Genomic DNA, 20026 nt, shown 5'->3' with positions numbered 1-20026 from the left:
ACAAATGCCATTAGCCATTTGTGATATTTTCTAGCCGTGCTAAGCATTACTTTTTAGCTCCGCCTTAGAAAGCTCCTTGTTAAAGGCGTTTAATTCTGGCTTTTTAACGATTGAGTAAATTACTGGGAGCACAATAAGAGTGAGTAGCACAGCACTTGTCATTCCGCCTACCATAGGTGCAGCAATACGACTCATAATCTCCGAACCTGTTCCTGTACCATATAAAATGGGCATCAAGCCGATAATGATTGTTGCAACTGTCATCATTACTGGACGAACTCGTAAGCCTGCACCGTGCAATAATGCATCTTGATATGCATCATCAGAGATAGGTTCAGCTCGCTCTTCAGCTTTTTCCTTAAGCTCAGCAAGTGCCTGATTGAGATAGACCAACATTATCACACCAATCTCAACCGCTACCCCAGCTAGAGCAATAAAGCCCACGCCAACAGCCACAGAGAAGTTAAACCCTTCCAGATACATCAACCATAAGCCACCAATCATCGCCATCGGCAAGGTAACGATAATGATAGCCACCTCACTAAACGCTCTGAAGTTTAAGTAAAGTAGAATAACAATAATGGCGAGTGTTAAAGGCAATACATAGGTGAGCTTTTCTTTCGCTCTTTCCATATATTCGTATTGCCCAGCCCAAGTAATTGAATAACCTGCTGGTAGTTTTAGATTATTAGCCAAGTGTATTTTTGCACTTTCAACATAAGTACCTACGTCAACACCGTCTATATCGATAAACGTCCAGCCATTTAAACGAGCATTTTCACTCTTAATTCCCGGCGGACCGTTCTCAACTCGAATATCTGCGACATCACCTAGTGCAATGCGTTGACCACTTGGTGTTACAACAGGTAATCGTGATAGCTGCTCAGGAGAGTCTCGATAGTCTTGCGGATAACGTAAGTTAACAGGGTAACGCTCTTGACCTTCTACCGTTTGGGTAACGTTCATACCACCAATAGCTGTAGAAACCACTTGTTGAACATCCTCGATGTTTAACCCAAAGCGACTTGCCTTATCGCGTGAAATATCAACCTTGATATATCGTCCACCTGCAACTCGCTCTGAGTAAACTGATGCTGTGCCTGTAACTTCGGGTAAAATTTGCTCTATTTGTTGGCCGATTTCCTGAATCACATCAAGCTCTGGTCCGGCGACTTTAATACCCACAGGCGTTTTTATGCCTGTTGCTAACATGTCGATTCGGGTCTTGATTGGCATAACCCAAGCATTCGTTAAGCCCGGAAACTTAACCAATTTATCAAACTCAGCTTTTAACGATTCAGTAGTCACACCCTCTCGCCACTGCTCTCGTGGCTTCAATTGAATAAAGGTTTCAATCATGGTTAAAGGTGCAGGATCGGTTGCAGTTTCAGCTCTTCCTACTTTACCAAATACAGTTTCAACTTCTGGCACAGTGCGAATAAGCTTGTCTGTTTGCTGCAATAACTCCCTTGCTTTACCAATTGAAATACCGGGATAGGTAGTAGGCATATACATGAGATCGCCTTCATCCAATGGCGGAATGAATTCACTACCAATTTTATCGACAGGCCAAAAGCCAACGATAGTCACTAATATTGCTGCTACTATTGTCGATTTTGGAAACTTCATGACTTGCTTTAAAACAGGCATGTAGATAGCAATCAATAATCGGTTTAACGGGTTTTTCTTTTCAGAAACAACTTTGCCTCGAATAAAGTAGCCCATCAAAACAGGCACCAATGTGATCGCCAAACCTGCTGATGCCNTAGGCGAGCGGAGAGAACATTCTTCCTTCTTGCGCTTCCAAGATAAATACAGGTAAGAATGAGACTGTAATGATCAGTAAGCTAAAAAATAGTGCAGGGCCTACTTCACTCGCAGCCTTAGCAACAATTTGCCAGCGATTTTCATCTGTTAGTGGTGTTTTCTCCATATGCTTGTGCATATTTTCAATCATCACTATTGCACCATCAGTCATCGCACCAATCGCAATAGCGATACCGCCTAAAGACATAATGTTGGCATTGATGCCTTGCATATACATGATAATGAACGACACCAAGATACCTAATGGCAGAGTAACAACTGCCACAATAGATGAGCGAAGATGAAATAGGAAAGCCACACAGACAATAGCAACGACTGCAAGCTCCTCTAGCAACTTGCTCCAAAGATTATCAACAGCACGATCTATTAACTTCGATCTGTCATAAACAGGGACAATCTCCACCCCCTCTGGTAGAGAAGATTTAAGCGATTCAAGTTTTTCTTTTACCCCGTTTATGGTTTGTTGAGCGTTTTCACCAAAGCGCATAACGACAACACCACCAACAACTTCGCCTTCACCATTAAGCTCTGCGATACCACGGCGCATTTGAGGCCCTAAATTAACGGTAGCAACATCACCAATACGCAATGGCGTGCCTTGTTCGTTAATACCAAGTGGGATTTTCTCTATATCACTAACTGATTGAATATACCCCGTTGCGGTAACCATATATTCAGCTTCAGCCATTTCCACAACGGATGCGCCAGTTTCTTTGTTCCCTTTTTGTAAGGCTATTTGTATTAAACTTAGAGGAATATCGTAAGCTCTCAATTTATCAGGATCTACTTGCACTTGATACTGCTTAACCATACCACCAACGGCGGCAACTTCGGACACGCCCGGAACAGTTTGTAGTTCATACTTTAAGAACCAGTCTTGAATGCTTCTTAATTGGCTTAGATCATGGTTTCCAGACTTATCTGTTAAAGCGTAAATGTATACCCAACCCACACCTGTTGCATCAGGTCCTAATTGAGGTTTTGCCGAATCAGGCAGGCTTGATGCTACTTGGCTTAAGTATTCAAGTACTCTGCTTCTAGCCCAATACAAATCAGTATCGTCATCAAAAATAATGTAGACGTAGGAATCACCAAAAAATGAGTAACCACGAACAGTTTGCGCCCCCGGCACTGATAACATCGCTGTAGTAAGAGGAAATGTCACTTGATCCTGCACTACTTGTGGTGCCTGTCCCGGATAGCTCGTCTTAATTATCACCTGCACATCAGAAAGATCGGGGAGTGCATCTACTGGTGTTTTTTGTAATGAATACAAACCACCAAACGCGATAATTAAGGTAATCAACAAAACAAAGAAACGATTGCCGATAGACCATCTAATAATTGATTCAATCATTATTTTTCTCCCACTTAATGATTAGAATGATCAACAGCAGCTTTATTTTCCTTGCCGTGTTGTTCATCTGATTCAAGAGAAATGTCAGTGATAACTAAGTCATCTCTAACCTCAAAAGTGAAAGTGACATTATCACCGACATTGAAATCAACCATTTCTATATTGTCCGCGACGATAAAATCCATCGTCGCAGCAGGTCTATCCCATTTCTCTATTGGGCCTCTGCTAATATTTAGAATCCGTGTATCAATATCAATCGCATTAATCAAACCAGATACTGTTGCTGATGATACTTCAGGCTCACTCATGATATGAATTCCAGTAATTTCATATCCACCGTCTTCGGTTTTGCTCACTTCAAAGTGCAAAGATTGACCTGACTTTAATGAGTCAATATCGACTTTTTCAGCCACAGTAAAATCCATAACCATTTCAGGCCAATCCCAAGCTTCAGCAGGGCCATGTGAAATATTAACCATGCGGTGCCCTGCCATAACACTATTAACATCCCCTTGCATCCAAACAGAGTTAGGCACTTCATCATGAGTCATTCGTTTAAAGTCAGAGCTTTTACTTGATTCAGAATCAATCAAGAATTGGGCAGATGTCACCACAACGTCATCTTCATTTAAGCCGTCTAATATTTCGATGCTGTCGATATCAACCCGGCCAATAGTCACTTCAATAGATTTAAATTGCCCATCACCTAACGCAAGTACTACTCTGTCCTGTTTACCTGTTCTAATAACGGCTTCTTTAGGCACGAGGATGGTGCTATCAGCTTGATTAGCGTGAATAGAGACTTGTGCAAACATATTTGGTTTTAATTGATAGTCTGTGTTATCAAATTTCAATCTCACTCGGAGTGTGCGTGTTTTACTGTTCAATGTTGGATAAACATAATCAACGACACCAGCCCAGTCCTCACCGGGTAAATAATCCAGTGTCATTGATACAGGAAGTCCTTTTTTAATTAAGGCTGCGTCACGTTCAAACACTTCTGCTTCAACCCAAACTTGATCTAGCTGGCCAATGCTTAATAAGGTGTTTCCCGGCTTTACATAAAAACCTTCTCTAACCTTCAAACCATCGACAACACCTGCTTGTGGTGAATAAAAGGTAACTGTTTGCTGAACCTTTCGTGTCTTTTCTAGCTTTTGAACAAAGTCTGCTGAAAGCTGTAACGCTTTTAGGCGATCTTTGGCTGCTGAAATTAAAGAACTATTGTTGCGCTTTAACGCTATTAACAGCTCTTCCTGAGCATTAACTAACTGAGGAGAATATAGTGTATAAAGAGGCTGCCCTTTCTCTACAGGGTTACCTGCTGCTTTGATGTAAAGTTTTTCAATCCAGCCATCAACCCGTGGGTGGATATGAATTAGCTTATCTTCATCATATTGAACATAACCTACCGTTGAGATTTCAGTATGCATATTTTTCAGTTCAACAGGTGCAGTGCGAACCCCAAGGTTATTCACTACATGAGGCGCAATTTTTACTGCTCCGGGGCCAAAGTCATCACCAGATGATTCTTCCTCATACACAGGTATTAAATCCATCCCCATAGGCGACTTACCGGGCTTGTCCCGGCGGTAATTAGAATCCATCGGTGCAACCCAATACAGAGGCTTTTTTTCTCCTGATGTTGCTTCATTACTATTACTGTTTGAGCCAGTACCTTGATATAAACTCAATGCTCCAGCACCAAGTGCTGCCCCAATGATGATGGCAATAATTGTTTTTGTATTCGTTGACATTATTTTTCTCCAAATTGCTGACTGGATAAGTGCTGATTAGTTTTGTGTGAAGTTTGCATCGACTTATGTTCAGCATTTGAGTTAGATTGAGAATGCGCAAAGAAATAGTTGATACGAGCAACTGTTTTAAGTGCGTCAACATCAATTCTTAAGGCTGATATTCTGGCATTTAATTCTGCGATTCTTGCTCGAACAACTTCGGCAAAATCGCCATCATCATTTGTGTAGGCTGTCAATGACGCTTCTGCTTGGTCATGAGTTTGTTTAAGGAGTTGTTCTTGATAGATAGATTATCTATCTGATAAGCGTTTAAGCTGTCTTAGTTCTTTTTCTAAAACACTGATCATTTGCTTTGTCAGTAATAGTTTCTCGGTTTTAATAGTCTCTGAATCTGCAATAGAAGCTGCAACTTGCTTATCTTGTCTGTTCTCGGTAAACAAGGGTAAATCAAACGTTACCCCAACAGAAAATAAATCAGCTCGGCTATCACCAGAGGGCATATTGTCGCGATAGGCATAACTAGCATTAACACCCCATTCCGGCTCATATTGCTGTTTGGCTAACTCAATTCCTTTTTCTGAAGCTTTGCGTTTTATATCAATTGCAAGTATGGCTGGGTGATTCGAAAGCTCCTGAGCCAATAGATTTCTTGAGTAATTAGATGCTTTTAGGACTGTTGGATTATTCAATTGAATCGAAGGCAATTCTTTTGAGACGCTAAACTCTAATGGTTGCGCGTCAAAGTTGAATGATTCATTCAAACGATCCGCATCGTAAATATGAAGCCACTCATTGAGACGAGCGATTGTCGTTTCTAGTTTCTGCTTTTGCGAAGTTAATCTGTCATCTAACTGCACGATTTCCAACTGAGCACGAATAACATCTTGCTGTCTAGTTTTACCAACAACGTTTGAATAGCTAGCTTTAGCCACTTCCGCCATCTGCTCAAAGAGAGACCAATCATCTTCAATCAATTTAATAGTTTGTTGGGCTAAGTAAGCATCTAACCAAAGTTGTGACACTTGGCTTTTCAACTTAGCTTTACGATCCTCTCGTAACAGTGGAAATTTCGTGGACTCAATTTGTAACTGGTCTTTCTTGATCTCTAGACTGTCGCCTCTCGGAAACATTTGAGAGACGCCAACCTTTAGCTGAGTCATTCCTTCCTGATCTAAATCCCAAGTATCTGTTGGTAAATTCATTATCCCTAGCGATACTTTCGGATCAGGCAAAGTACCTGAAGCAATACTTCTATTTTCAACTGCACTTTGTTTCAATCGGCTACCATGAAGCCAAGGATCATTTTGCTGAGCTAAGGTGATAGCTTGTTCAAGCGGCACTACTTTCTCAGCTTGAGCTGAGAATACAGATAAGCCGAGTATTAATGCAGTTGAAAGTGAAGTAAGGTTTGAAGAGTTCAATTTCATTAGAATTGCTCCTCGTATGTCTTAACTTTTGCATAGACTTTGCTCGTTCCATCTTTAAATAGAATTAACACGTTGTATGGCATAAAGCGGTCATCGACTTCCATACCGGGAGAGCCAACTGGCATTGCTGGAACTGAAAGCCCAATCGCATTGGGATGTTCTTCTGATAAGAACTGCTGAATAAATTTAGCAGGTATATGACCTTCAAAGGCAAATCCATTTCTACTCACTGCCGTGTGGCATGAACGGTAATTAGGTTTGATACCATACTTAGTTTTGATGTTGCCGATGTTTCGGAAATCTTTGGAATGCGCAACGATCCCTTTGTCTTCAATATGAGTTATCCATTTTTTACAACACCCACAAGTAGGGGTTTTATAAACGATTAACTCCAAAGGTGTTACGTCGTTATTGTGTGCATGGTTATGTTCGTTGGCGTTTGCAAACGCAGGTGAAAGCAGCATTACTACTGCTATTTTTAAATACTTATTGATCATTTTTGCCCCCAGACATCGCTGGAAAATATCTATAGCGCTACGACGCTATATTGACTAACAGAAAAATTAATTACATGTGCGAGAAATTTGGACGCACTAATCCTGTATTAGGCAAAAATTGGTGGACGATAAAGGGAAGTGGAAATTGAATGAGGTTGTTTAGATTGCAGAGCAGCTACAGATTCACTGAATATTTGAATATCTGTCGAATCAATACTGGAATTTAGGACTGTCGTAGATGAGCAAGCATTTGCAGGACAAATACATTCAACGTCACAACAATCTTCTGATTGACCATTACTGCTTTTATTCATATCACCATGATCCATGTTCATGTTCATGTTCATGTGTGATTCGTGAGAACCTGATGACATTTCGCAAGGCATAGCAGAATACGCAAATGCTTGCCCTACAAAGGCAACCAGCATAAGCGTCATTACTAAGACTTTTGAAAATGCTTTAGACATAAAATTCTCTTACAAATATACATCTCTAATACTAATGCAAATTTTTGACTAAGTCAATTGATGCTGTATAAACATTTATGAATATTTGATTATCGTCAAATTTTTCAAAGAGGTAAGTGACAAATAATAATCTCATCAGACTTCTTATCTTCGCTATTCAATGGCTTTTATTTTGAGACTTAAGTTGCTCTCTCATTTCTAAAACTCGATCTGCCGAATAAGCTCCTGCTCTCATAACAACCAGTTCAACAAATGAAATATCAATTAACTTATGGTCAGCATCAATCACATAACAACTCCCACTATGTGTGTATATTTCTAACTTATCCTCATCAGCAGATTTGCTAACAATCTTTGAAGTCACGATTTGCTGAAATGGCCGAAACCTGAATGTTTCATCTTCAATAACCCCCCCTGATAAAAACTCGCCAAGAAATATTTTTTCAAATTCTTTATAGTCGTAAACAGATACTATGTAGGCATCCTTTAAATATATTCTATCCAACGTATTCCCTTACTAATAACTAGCCGGGAGCATATCTCGCAGCTCTAATAACTCATTAGGAGAATACATACACTCATGCATTAAATTAAACTCAAATGCATTTACATCAAACTCTTTAGATTCAGCATCTAAGATATAAAAGTCAACACCAAAGCACTTACTTTCTAGACCATTGATTTCCAAAACCTTTATCGTGAATAAAGCATCTCCTTCTTTACCATTTTCATTTTCGTCAGCAAATGTGCCGTAAAGCACCCGTTCAACTTTTTCCTCTGTATCAGATTGAATTGAGATAAGTTTTGCGTTGGTTAGTTTTACTCTAGGTCTCATGCTTGAACTCCTTTCATATCTTCTACAGAAAAAGGACGAAAAAAACTTAGATATTTAACCCCATCAACTTTAAGCAAATTGTTGTCAGCATCAAAATGTGACAGAACACTAGATTGATACAACGAAATGTATTTTTCATAATCGATTGTGTTAAAAAAGTTGGTATCAACGCGCCTCGCATAAAAAACAAGATCTTGCTGTTCGATACGAACAATGAACTTCTGATCGCCATCTAGATTTTTGACTCGTAGACATAAATCAGGTTTGTGCCAATCAGATACAAAGGAAGGAATCAATGGGAAGCCATATACCAAATAGCGCATACCTTCGATTTTGAAGGTTGTTGGATTGAACTGAGCCTTATTTACTTTGCCGCTACTGAATAATTCAAGTGTCAACACCAGCCAGTGCACATGCTTAGAAAATGTATTTCCTTCAGAAATACAGCCTTCAAACTCACCATTATGGTTTACATGATTGATGTACATGTATTTTCTAATGTCATCCAAGGAAAGCTTTTCAAACGGAAACTTGCAAGCGATTAGCCTGAAATAACAACCATGAACTTTTAAATCTGCATATTGAACTATCAACGGATCATCAAAGGCATCAAAGTATGGTCGCCACTCTAAGCGGAAGTCTGCACCTGTATTTACAATAAACTTGGCATTTTCAGGCAACCCTAAAACTTGGTATATCACTGAAACTAACTCTAATGTTTCGATATCTACCAGCATCAGGCTTTCAATACGGTTTGCCATTGACTCAATTTCTTTATGAAGCGATTCAATAATTTCTTGATCATCGTATTCGTTGATCATTAAATATTTCAGGGAATCGTGCTTTAGAATTGAGTCCAGCTTTTTCTTTTCAAATACTTCAGAGAGATATTTATGGGTATCAGAAAAATGAGGGCAGTTATAAACACCTCTAGCCCACAGGCCTTGGGCGTAAAGATCAGGAAACTCTAATAACTCAGCAAACTCTTTTGCTTGTTTATTGAGCTTATTCTTTAATTGATAAAGTGAGATCACTTAGTTCTCCAAACAACTTTCCAATAAACAATGGCCTACCAACACATTGCTTTATTTATTGTTCAAATAACCAAATTTTTACGGATGCTCCGCTTCACTGTTCACGTTTTTCAAGGCGAAAAACATGTGTAGGCGTAGGCTGTCCGCACAACCTTTCACTCATAATATCGCTAAATTTTTAAATGGCAACTTACGGATTTGTACAAAATCAGTCAGAAATTTTGGCTTTGAACTCATCAAAGCTAAGTCCGAAAAGGGATATGACTAATTCTTCATTTATATTGGAACCGGGAAATTTTTTTTCAAAATTTCCAATGATGCTATCTAGGTGGCTAGCTAATATTTTTACTAAAAATATTTCCGAGTTTGGTGAGAGAGCAGACAGTGCTATCAATGGGTTGTCAAAGGATTCAGCTTTTATTTTTACTAGTAAATCGCTGTAACTGTTACAGTCATACAGACAAATAGCTAGGGCTTCTTGGGCTTGTCCAAGGGGAATAGTTAATAATTTAGATAATCGTTTTGCCTGCCTTTTTATATTTACTAGCAGGTCTTCTTTATTAAAAGACATCAATACACCAAAAAACGGCAACGCTAGGCCACGCACCTATGTCACTCAGTTTTTGTGAATATTTAATCTTTTAGTTCAGAGTAAATCCATTTCGTCCTGTTTTCGTGGGAACGGGCTTCTCTGAAAAGCCACTGCAAAAAGCAGTGGCTATTGTCGCAATATTATAAGGAAATGTGAATTGTAGTTTGATGCCTACATGTTCTTTTCAGTGAATTCAGCCAAGCTACTACGCTCTACTTCATCAAATATCAATACTGAGCCTTTTTCATAGTTTCTATACACGTTAACAGCCGCGCTAGCACCTGAAGATGCGGGTGTGACAAACTTATCATCAATCTGGGCTAAGTTGCCCAACACGATTGTGCGACAATTTTTGCCACCACGGCTTAACATGCCCTTAATTTGCGCTCTAGTCATGTTTTGAGCTTCATCAATGATTAAAACAGCATCGTCTATTGAACGACCTCGGAAGTAAGCCATACTAGTAAATTCTATATTGGCTTTTTCGATCACATGCTCAACAGTTGCACTAATATTACCTTCATTGTTATCACCTGAATGCATTGATATAAGCGCATCTGTTATACCTGCTAATAACGGCATTGATTTCTCTGTCAGGTCACCGGGTAAAAACCCCGGATCATCGTCCATAAAGTCTCTGGAGCGCACCACAACGATTTTTTTGTACTTTTTTAACTCCAATACTTGATGCAGCGCCGAAGCAACTGCTAAAAAAGTTTTTCCGGAGCCAGCAGGGCCAAGGATGATATTTAAGTCATAATATGGATCTGTTAATTGGCTTAAAGCTACTGCCTGACGCTGATTTTTAGGCAAAATGCCCCATACTTTTTCTTGTTTACGAGGCAATAACTTTGTGAATACCTCAGTATCTGTTACTTCTGAAATTCGCCCAATGTGTCCAGCTTCATCGTACCAATACATGTTTGGCTGAACTTCATCATTAAATAGACTTATTGGGAAAGTATAAACTTCTCCTGAAACCTTGAAGTCTTTGTCTGATTTAATTCGATCAAAAAGATCTCCTTTAAAGGCTTGTACCCCTGTGTATAAAAGATCAATATCTGATATTTGATTATCTACGGCAACGTCTTCTGCCATGACCCCTACGGTTCGAGCTTTCAAGCGCATATTAATGTCACGGCTAACAATTACTACGTCTTTATCTAAGTCCTTCTGAAGATACAGTGCATAGTTAATTATTCTATTGTCAGCGTCACTTCCAATACCGTGCTTTAACTCTTTAGCCATATCGAGCTGGGTATCAATTCCAATAAACAGTTTTCCTCGTTTAGCTGTTTCAGTAGAAGGCAGTGGAATACCAGCTTCCATCTCTTCTGCACTGTGCCCATTTATTATATCTTCAAGCATACGAATACATACACGAGCATCAGCACTAACCGATTTGTTAGTTCTTTCTTTTAAGTTATCTAATTCTTCTAGAACTGTTAGACAGATGTAAATATCATCTTGATATGACAGGATACTTTTTGGATCATGAACCAACGCAGACGTGTCAAGAACACGAGGGTTTCGGTTTTCAACAGAGCTTTTCATGACGCAGCCCTCCAAAAGTTTGCATCGTTGCTAGAATGCGTGTTGTACTTACATCCCAAATAACAAATACTCTGTAAAGATTGGCTATTGTGGGAATGCTTAAAGTCGTTACAAAAATCCATGTTTAGAGAAATTCTTTTTACTTTTTCTACAGGCCAATAAAAACAAGGGGGTAAAAACTTTAAAATCTTTCCAATTCGGGGTTGTAAAATTACCACTGCATTTTGAATGCTACGCCCGCGCATAAAGTTAACCGATTTAAACTGTACATTAGCCTTCTCCATTATGTAATTTCGACTCGATATTGGATTTTCGTCGCCTTTGTGCAATACCTCCAGCGTATCAGTGATAGCTGCAAGCCATGGCGCCATTTTTTCCTCCTCCGTGCCTGGTAAAAAGCCTATAGACTCTGCTATTTCTGGCGTATTACGGGTAACTATTACTTTATCGTAAATACCTTTTTCGATGACCATTTCAAGGGCGCTGGCAAGTGCTAACAAGGTTTTACCACACCCTGCAGGTCCTGTTAAAATAACAAGCTCAATACTTGTATCCAATAGTGCATCTAATGCCATCCCTTGATAAATATTTTTGGGCTTAACGCCCCATGCTTGTTGATGCATTAAACGCTCAACACCAATATCTTTTAGCGTTATGTGCTCGTCATCGTACGATTTAACACGCGCCGCAAACTGATCCCCTCCATCAAGTAAATATTCATTACAAAATACATCAGGTATTAAGTTTTTAGGCACATGATGAAACGTATCTCGTCCGTGTTGCTGCGTATTACACTCCCCTACATGGTCCCAAAAATCACCTTCAATTTTTTTATAACCACTAGTGAGTAAGCTGATATCGTCAATAAGTTGGTCGGTGCGGTAATCCTCAACATATTTAAGTCCGGCGCCTTTGGCTTTTAAACGCATGTTTATATCTTTTGTAACAAGTATTACTTTTGAATCACTGTGCTGCTTTTGTAAGTACACGGCGCAATTGATAATACGATGGTCGTTTTCGTTACCAGGCAAACCAGAAATGGAGTCGACAAATAAATGGTCGTTTACAATAATGAGGGTACCGGCAGAGCTCGCTTTTGCCTTTTTGTTACTCGGCAGCGCCACGCCTTGTAGCATTTGTTCGGGCGTTGCATTTTTAAGAACTTCATCTAATCCACGAATAGCGACGCGCGCATCACGGCTTACGTCGTGTTTTCTGTCTTTTATATGGTCAAGTTCTTCAAGCACCGTCATCGGAATTACAACGTCATGCTCTTGAAAAGACAAATAAGCGAGTGGTTCGTGAAGTAGTACGTTGGTATCTAGCACATACATTTTACTTTCAAGGTTCGAAGCTTTTTCCATAGCACTTTCCTTACGTTTTATGATTTTTATGCTATACCAAAATAACTAAGTAAAACGGGCAAAACTTAAACCTGCAATACTTAATTGCTAAGGCATAATGTAAGTTTAGTCTATTTGTCATAAAAGTCCGTTTTATTACAAACTGTAATTAGTTTTGATTTACCTAAAAAAGAGTCATAGACAAGCTGTTTTAATAGTAATAATTAACACTTACAAAATTAATTAAAAGTGAGCCAAATAGCGCCTTGCAGTGGTGTTAGCTTACAGGTAACATAGCCGCCTTTTTCATCATAGACGAGACATACATGAATTTTTCCTTAGGTCAGCGTTGGATCAGTGATACAGAGTCAGATTTAGGATTAGGCACCGTTGTTGCCATTGAAGGCCGTCAGGTCAGCATATTATTTCCTGCCAGTGGTGAAAACCGTGTTTATTCTAGTGCAGAAGCACCTGTTACCCGTGTGGCATTTAATCCTGGCGATGTGATCAAAAGCGTTGAAGAATGGGAATTAGAAGTAGAGTCTATTGAAGTACAAGGCGAGTTACTTTGTTATCACGGCACCCGTGTTGATAATGGCGAAACAGCCAAGTTAAAAGAGACCTTTTTAGATCATTTTATTAAGTTTAATAAACCACAAGATCGTTTATTTGCAGGCCAAGTAGATCGTTTTGATCGTTACACACTTCGCTACCAAACGTGGTTACATAAATTTGAACGTGAGCAATCGCCTATTAAAGGCTTAATTGGTCAGCGTGCTAATCTTATTCCGCACCAGCTTTATATTGCCCAAGAAGTGGGTAAACGTTTTGCCCCACGCGTACTTTTATCAGATGAAGTAGGCCTTGGTAAAACAATTGAAGCGGGCATGATACTACATCAACAAATTATTAGTGGCCGTGCAAGCCGCGTACTTATTGTGGTGCCTGAAAACTTACAGCACCAATGGTTAGTAGAAATGCTACGCCGCTTTAACTTACGTTTTTCTATTTTTGATGAAGAGCGCTGCGACGAAGCGTTTGCAGATTCTCCAAACGTATTTGATACAGAGCAACTAGTACTTACCAGCCTTGAGTTTTTAACCAAGAAAAAACGTTGGTTTGAACAAGCAACGCTTGCTGATTGGGACCTTTTAGTAATAGATGAAGCCCATCACCTAAGTATCAATAACGGCAAGCCAAGCTCTGAGTACCAACGTATGGCAGAGCTTAGCCAAGATATTCCGGGCCTTATTTTACTTACCGCAACGCCTGATCAACTTGGTCACAGCAGTCACTTTGCGCGTTTACAATTACTCGATCCGGATCGTTTTTACGACTACGACGTGTTTAAAGAAGAAGAAGCAAATTATAAAGACGTAGCGCAAGCTGCAAATCAATTACTGCAAGAGCAAGCTCTGGACGACGCAGCCAAAGCCACGCTAATTGAGCTATTAAAAGAAACCGACATTACTGATATTCTTGAAAAAGCACAGCAAGGTGATTTACCAGCGCGTAAAGAAATACTTAACATGCTACTCGATCGCCACGGCACAGGTCGTATATTATTCAGAAATAGCCGCAGCGGCATTGATGGCTACCCTAGTCGTAAATTACACGCCTACCCAATGGCATTGCCAAAGCAGTATAAAACGGCTATGTCGGTTCTTGGTAACATGGGCGGCATTCAAAACCCTGAACTAAGTGCACACCGAGCTCTGTTTCCTGAAAAAATATTTCAAGAATTTGAAGGCGAAAGCGCAAGCTGGGGTTTATTCGATCCACGTGTAGATTGGTTAATCGACACCCTTAAAACACTTAAGCGCGAAAAAGTACTGCTTATATGTGCTAAAGCTGAAACAGCTATCAGCCTTGAGCAAATACTGCGTGAACGTGAAGCAATTAAAGCGTCGGTATTTCACGAAGGCATGTCGATTATTGAGCGTGACCGCGCTGCTGCATTTTTTGCAGACGAGTACGATAATGCACAAATATTACTGTGTTCAGAAATTGGCTCAGAAGGTCGTAACTTCCAGTTCTCGCATCACTTAGTGTTGTTTGATTTACCACTAAACCCAGATTTGCTCGAGCAACGTATTGGTCGATTAGACCGTATAGGCCAAACACAAGATGTGAACATTCATGTGCCATATTTTGAAAACACCGCTCAAGAAGTACTGCTACGTTGGTATAACGAAGGTCTAGATGCATTCGAATCTACATCAACAACGGGGCAAATGCTTTATAAAGAGTTCCGTGATGACCTACTTGAATATATTTCTGCGCATAACTGCGATGAAGACGAACTCGATCCATTACTTGAGCAAGTAGCACAACAAAATGCGGTACTGCGTAAAAAAATGGAAAGCGGACGAGATCGTTTACTAGAGCTACATTCATCGGGTCAAGGTGCTGCCGACTCGCTTGTGACTGATATCGAAAAACTCGATAACCAGTTTGAATTGCCAAGCTACATGATCAACGTGTTTGACACATTTGGCGTAAGCCAAGAAGATAAAGGCGAAAACACCATTATCTTAAAGCCAACGGAACATATGTTAAATGCATCGTTCCCATCGCTTAAAGAAGACGGTATGACGGTTACCTTTGATCGCGACACTGCACTTTCGCAAGAAGATGTACACTTTATCAGCTGGGATCACCCTATGGTGCAAGGCACCATGGATATGATTTGTGACGACGACTTTGGTAGCGCATCAGTAGCATTACTTAAAAACAAAAAGTTACCGCCTGGTACCTTTTTTGTTGAGCTTATTTTTGTTGCAGAAGCAATGGCACCAAAAGTATTACAAGTTGGTCGCTTTTTACCGCCTACACCAATTCGTATATTGCTCGATAAAGCAGGTAATAACCTAGGTGAAAACGTGGCATTTGAAGGCTTTAATCAGCAGTTATCAGCCGTAGGCCGCCAAACAGCAAGTAAGCTTGCAGGTGCACTACAAAGCGCTGTTCACCCAATGATCACTACCGCTAAAGATATGGCACAAGAAAAACTTGAAGTTATTCGCGCAGCGTCACTTGCTAAAATGCAAACATCACTCAGTGAAGAGCAAGAGCGACTTGTTGCCCTGAAGCAAATTAATCCGAATATTCGCCAAGAAGAAATTACCTTCTACGATAAGCAACGTAACGACCTAACTACGTATATTGAAAAAACTCAGTTACAACTTGATGCAATTCGCTTAATAGTGGTTTCACACTAAATATTTAGTTTTTAGTCTTTTGAGCCGACTCCAGAGTAAATTTAGAGTCGGCTATTAAGCTTAATTGATATAAATAGCTGTACCTTTTTAAACTTCATTTAAAAACCACGTGTTCTTATTTTACTATGAGCCAATTCTACCCTCTCTAGCTATATATTAAGTCCTTTGTTGGACTGTTGATTTTGCCCAACATAACCGTATCTAAAAACTCAAGCTGCACTGTATACAACTATTCTGTGAGATAGTTGATAGGTTTATTTTCCCTTGCATAAAGTTGTTTTTTTGTTAACCTACTCGCCTTCCATTTTAGTCTTTTTGAGGTGTTTATGGCGTTTCTATCTCGTTCGATATTGGCGTTATCCATGGCGCTCTCAAGCACTAGTGTCTTTGCTCAAGCCCAATGCGATGTTGAATTACGTCATGGTTTAATTATTACTGACGATGCAATTCGCATATTAGATAAAGGCCAAACTCGTGTCCAAATTAATAACAATAACCAACTGTTTATTCGCGGTTATTGGGTTGATTTAAGCGATGACGAAAGCAAAGTACTCGAACAGTTTAGTAATGGTATTCGCCATACAGTCCCCGAATTAGTAAACCTTGCTACCGATGGTGTTAACTTAGGCTTAAGCGCTATTGAACACGTAGTTGAAGGTATGTCAGACAAAGAACCTGAAGTACTTAAAACACAATTGCAGTATGTAGAGCGCGCGCTAATGGATAAGTTTAAGCGCGGAGATGACTTCTTTTTTATAGCCCCTCAATCACTTTCGCAAATAGATGATTTTTTCACTAAAGAGATCAGCCAGCAAATTCACTCTGCTGTTCATGGATCGTTAGGTGCTATTTTGGTATCACTTGGAGATGCGTTTAAATCGCGTGAAGGTAATATAGAAGATCGCATTAACGACATGGGGCAACGCATGGATATTATCTCAAGAGAAATTGATAAATCGCTACAAAAAAAGGCGCATCAATTAGAGCTTAAGGCTTCTGAGTATTGCGAATGTTTAAATGCACTCGATGTAACCGAGTCTCGCTTACAGGCAATAGTACCTGGTATGGCCGATTACGATTTAGTGCAAATAAAATCTTAGAGTACGTATTCGTTTTTAGAATAAAATAACACCGAGTATAAATATACTCGGTGTTTTGCTTTATGATTGATTGAATGATTGATTAAAACTAAGCGCTTCTACTTTTTATTCTAAATTGGTGAGCCCGGTGGGATTGGCAGCACTTTAAAGTTGTTTGGCCATTGCCCTTTAATTAAAAACTGATTTACTTGCTCAGCTAAATATTGCTTAAACGCACTCTCGCCAGTACTTGTATGGCTCAACATTGAGTTTTGGTTAAAGTCTTCACTTAACTTAACTAAGTAGTAACGTAGCTGCGCCTGTACTTCAGGGCTTGCACTATCGCTTGCTACTAAATCAGCCATGGCTTTTGCAGTTAAAAATTGCACGCGCTGAGTTATTTTACCTGTCATCGTATTAGGTGATGACGCGTTAAACACTTGGCCATATAGCTCCTCAAGTAACTCATCTAAACTATAAAAGTCATTACTACGTGCTTGCTGCTGCGCTAGGCGGTTTAAACGCTGTGCGTTTAATAAAAGCGACAAGCTGTGCTGCACTGCAACCTCGGGTAATGCCATTGCATCGAGCGTTAACCCTGTGCGCCCTACTATGCTCTCGCGCGACTTAGACTCGCCATACGCTTTTGGCGGAATTAGTGATAGTACCGATTCAGGAAGTAATAAGTTACTTGGCTTAAGCGTTGCAAAAATAGCGTTTACCGCTTCTTGCTGTGTTTTTTTATTAACGACTTGTGCGCCTTTTACGGGTGAATCACCACGTGTTTCGTATTCGTAATCAACACCGGCTATAAGTTTCACTGCAGCCTCAACCTGAAAACGGTGAAACAGATAAAGCGGAACTAGTTTTTCCTCTAATTGCGATAATGAGTCGCCCGTTTTAATATTATTAATACCAAACTGCGAAAGCGCTTTTTTACGTACGTCGAGTACTCGTAAAAGCTCCTGAGAAGGATTAGTGCCGTTATCCCATAGATGAGCTGTTGGATGTGCGCCACCTTTAGCACGAGCATCACTATCTGATATAAACTCAAGGCCTTTAGTTTTGTTCTCCTTTAAAATAGCAGCAAGTTCTGCGCTTTCATCTTGGTTAGTGAAATCGCTATAGCCATATTTAATTACTTGGGTATCCCACACGCCCATGCCTGTTGCATAGCCGCGCGTTACATCAAGCTTACCTTGTTCATTAAAACTAAGTAGCGGATGTGGGTAATCCATTACAGAAGCTCTATCACCTACCGATGCCGCAAAGTTATGAGCAATACCTAACGTGTGACCAATTTCATGCGCGCTTAATTGGCGAATCCGATCAAGCGCCATTGCTTGCAAGTTTTTAGCAACTTCATTGCCTTTTAAATAAGGAGCAGCGAGTGCTTCAGCTATTAAAATATCTTGGCGAACACGCAATGAGCCAAGTGTTACATGCCCTTTAAGTATTTCACCTGTACGCGGGTCAATTACAGAACTACCGTATGACCAACCACGCGTTGCACGGTGTACCCATTGAATGACGTTGTAACGAATATCCATAGGGTCGGCGCTACTTGGCAGCACTTTTACTATAAATGCATTTTTATATCCTGCAGCAGTAAATGCGTCGTTCCACCATTTCCCACCTTCAAGCAAAGCGCTTTTAACGGGCTCTGGTACGCCAGGATCAAGGTAATAAACAATTGGTTTAACAGGTTCACTAATAGGTAAACTTGAGTCTTTTTTAGTTAAACGATGGCGCGGTATATAACGCACGTACATAGAGTCACCAAGCGGCGCTGCGTAATCTTTATGTTCTATACTCCAAAAACCTGATTGCGGATTAAACTTACGAGGTGTGTAGTTATCATCTGGTAATTGAATAAGTGAATGATGCATATGAACAGTAAGCGCATAAGGGTCGACACTTACTTGGCGAACAAATTCACCTGGTTTTGTGCCCTTAAATGTAAGTACGGCTTCAAGCTCGGTGTTTTTTACAAATGCTTTTGAGCGATTCATATAAACGGCGCTACGTGATTCATCAAGGCTAAAGTTCCCTTGCTTACGTGCAGCAAGCTTGCGACTTACGCCATGTACATCACTTAATAAATAAGGCGTGTAATCAATAAGTGCTGTGGCTTTATCTTCTGCGACTACTTTAAAACCAGCAAGTATACTTGATGCAAACGCTTCTTTAATACTTTGCTGTTCGGCCTTGTTACTTGTGTTAGCACGATAGTAAGTATTTACAGCCCGCAGCATTACTTTGTCGCCAAAACGCTCAAACTGCACAAGGTGAGTATTACCAAGCTGACCTCTATCAAGGCCTATATCGTTAGAGCCGATACCGTAAGGCAAGCTTTGCTGCAGTAAAAATTGTTGTTCAAACTTATCAACTTTTAAATATACTTTTCCGTTTTGGGTGTCGTAAAAAAACGAATAATAGCCCGGAAAATGATTCATTTGCGTAGTAAATTCATCAATTGACTTAATTGCTGCGTGCGCTTGAGTTATGATAGAGCACAGCACAGTAAAGAATATGTAACTTAGTAGTGGTATTTTTTTCATAATCTTATCTTTGTTATTTGTGTTTTAAGTACGATTAGGTGGTCCCATTATAGGGTGCTATTTAAACAATACAGTTATTTAAGACGAATTTCAGCGCTCTAAGCTAATCTCTCTCACATTATGATTGGTTTTAACACGTTATCAGGAAAATAGAATGCGTAGACTCCCTCCAGTATTACTTGAAGATGGTTGTTCAAGAGAACTTTTATCATTAATTCGAACAGTTTTAGCGGCATGTAAAGAAATTTCGTTTCGCGTTGGTCAAGGCGCGCTTTCTGGCGTATTAGGCTCAACCCTTGATGAAAACATTCAAGGTGAAACTCAAAAAAAGCTCGATGTATTATCTAATCAGCTGTTAAAAGATATTTTACTGGAATCAGGTACGGTTAAAGCAATCGCCTCTGAAGAAGAAGACTACACAGTAGCAGGTAACCCAGACGCTAAATTTATAGTGGCATTTGATCCACTCGATGGC

The 20026-nt window shown here is 39.9% G+C and carries 12 protein-coding genes and 3 pseudogenes; 3 read left to right on the top strand and 12 right to left on the bottom strand.

The window, feature by feature from the left end; genetic code table 11:
* Positions 1-39: 39 nt before the first annotated feature.
* The 11 genes and pseudogenes from L652_RS01000000124150 to L652_RS0119115 form a co-directional block, all read right to left on the bottom strand.
* Positions 40-3184 (bottom strand): annotated as a pseudogene (locus tag L652_RS01000000124150) (CusA/CzcA family heavy metal efflux RND transporter).
* 14 nt (positions 3185-3198) lie between these two features.
* On the bottom strand, positions 3199-4941 hold the full coding sequence (locus L652_RS0119160; RefSeq protein ID WP_024595178.1) for an efflux RND transporter periplasmic adaptor subunit: 1743 nt from the start codon (positions 4939-4941) through the stop codon (positions 3199-3201).
* Positions 4941-6368 (bottom strand): annotated as a pseudogene (locus L652_RS01000000124145) (TolC family protein). The gene L652_RS0119160 and the pseudogene L652_RS01000000124145 overlap by 1 nt, the downstream one beginning before the upstream one ends.
* Positions 6368-6865, bottom strand: a complete 498-nt coding sequence (locus L652_RS0119150; RefSeq protein ID WP_004589252.1) for a DUF411 domain-containing protein — start codon at positions 6863-6865, stop codon at positions 6368-6370. Before L652_RS0119150 ends, L652_RS01000000124145 begins: the two are co-directional and overlap by 1 nt.
* A 107-nt stretch (positions 6866-6972) precedes the next feature.
* Positions 6973-7332, bottom strand: a complete 360-nt coding sequence (locus tag L652_RS0119145; RefSeq protein ID WP_004589251.1) for a hypothetical protein — start codon at positions 7330-7332, stop codon at positions 6973-6975.
* A 157-nt stretch (positions 7333-7489) separates the two neighbouring features.
* Positions 7490-7837 (bottom strand): hypothetical protein, encoded by a 348-nt coding sequence (locus tag L652_RS01000000124140; protein ID WP_016899198.1) that lies wholly within the window; start codon positions 7835-7837, stop codon positions 7490-7492.
* A 12-nt stretch (positions 7838-7849) separates the two neighbouring features.
* Entirely contained in the window at positions 7850-8167 is a 318-nt protein-coding gene (locus L652_RS0119135) for a hypothetical protein (RefSeq protein ID WP_008109627.1), read from the bottom strand.
* On the bottom strand, positions 8164-9201 hold the full coding sequence (locus L652_RS0119130) for a hypothetical protein (RefSeq protein ID WP_013465892.1): 1038 nt from the start codon (positions 9199-9201) through the stop codon (positions 8164-8166). The genes L652_RS0119135 and L652_RS0119130 overlap by 4 nt, the downstream gene beginning before the upstream one ends.
* 208 nt (positions 9202-9409) lie before the next feature.
* Positions 9410-9772, bottom strand: coding sequence for a hypothetical protein (locus L652_RS0119125; protein ID WP_024595179.1), 363 nt, complete (start codon positions 9770-9772; stop codon positions 9410-9412).
* Positions 9773-9964: 192 nt separating this feature from the next.
* A complete protein-coding gene (locus tag L652_RS0119120; RefSeq protein ID WP_008464132.1) occupies positions 9965-11347 on the bottom strand; it encodes a PhoH family protein in 1383 nt (460 codons plus the stop codon).
* On the bottom strand, positions 11344-12711 hold the full coding sequence (locus L652_RS0119115; RefSeq protein ID WP_024595180.1) for a PIN domain-containing protein: 1368 nt from the start codon (positions 12709-12711) through the stop codon (positions 11344-11346). Before L652_RS0119115 ends, L652_RS0119120 begins: the two co-directional genes overlap by 4 nt.
* Positions 12712-13016: 305 nt before the next feature.
* On the opposite strand from L652_RS0119115, the gene rapA reads away from it, so the two are divergent.
* Together rapA and L652_RS0119105 are read left to right on the top strand one after the other, a co-directional pair.
* A complete protein-coding gene (rapA, locus tag L652_RS0119110) occupies positions 13017-15911 on the top strand; it encodes an RNA polymerase-associated protein RapA (RefSeq protein WP_024595181.1) in 2895 nt (964 codons plus the stop codon).
* A 326-nt stretch (positions 15912-16237) separates the two neighbouring features.
* Positions 16238-17011, top strand: a complete 774-nt coding sequence (locus L652_RS0119105) for a YggN family protein (protein WP_024595182.1) — start codon at positions 16238-16240, stop codon at positions 17009-17011.
* Between the two features lie 110 nt (positions 17012-17121).
* Here the strand turns inward: L652_RS0119105 and L652_RS0119100 are convergent, their stop codons facing one another.
* Positions 17122-19551, bottom strand: a complete 2430-nt coding sequence (locus L652_RS0119100) for a zinc-dependent metalloprotease (RefSeq protein WP_024595183.1) — start codon at positions 19549-19551, stop codon at positions 17122-17124.
* 154 nt (positions 19552-19705) lie between these two features.
* Between L652_RS0119100 and L652_RS0119095 the strand changes: the two are divergent.
* A pseudogene (locus L652_RS0119095) lies at positions 19706-20026 on the top strand (fructose-bisphosphatase class I); the annotation flags it as partial.

Source organism: Pseudoalteromonas sp. TB25, from assembly GCF_000497995.1.
Lineage (GTDB): Bacteria > Pseudomonadota > Gammaproteobacteria > Enterobacterales > Alteromonadaceae > Pseudoalteromonas > Pseudoalteromonas distincta.
This window is presented reverse-complemented; position numbering and strand designations above follow the sequence as displayed.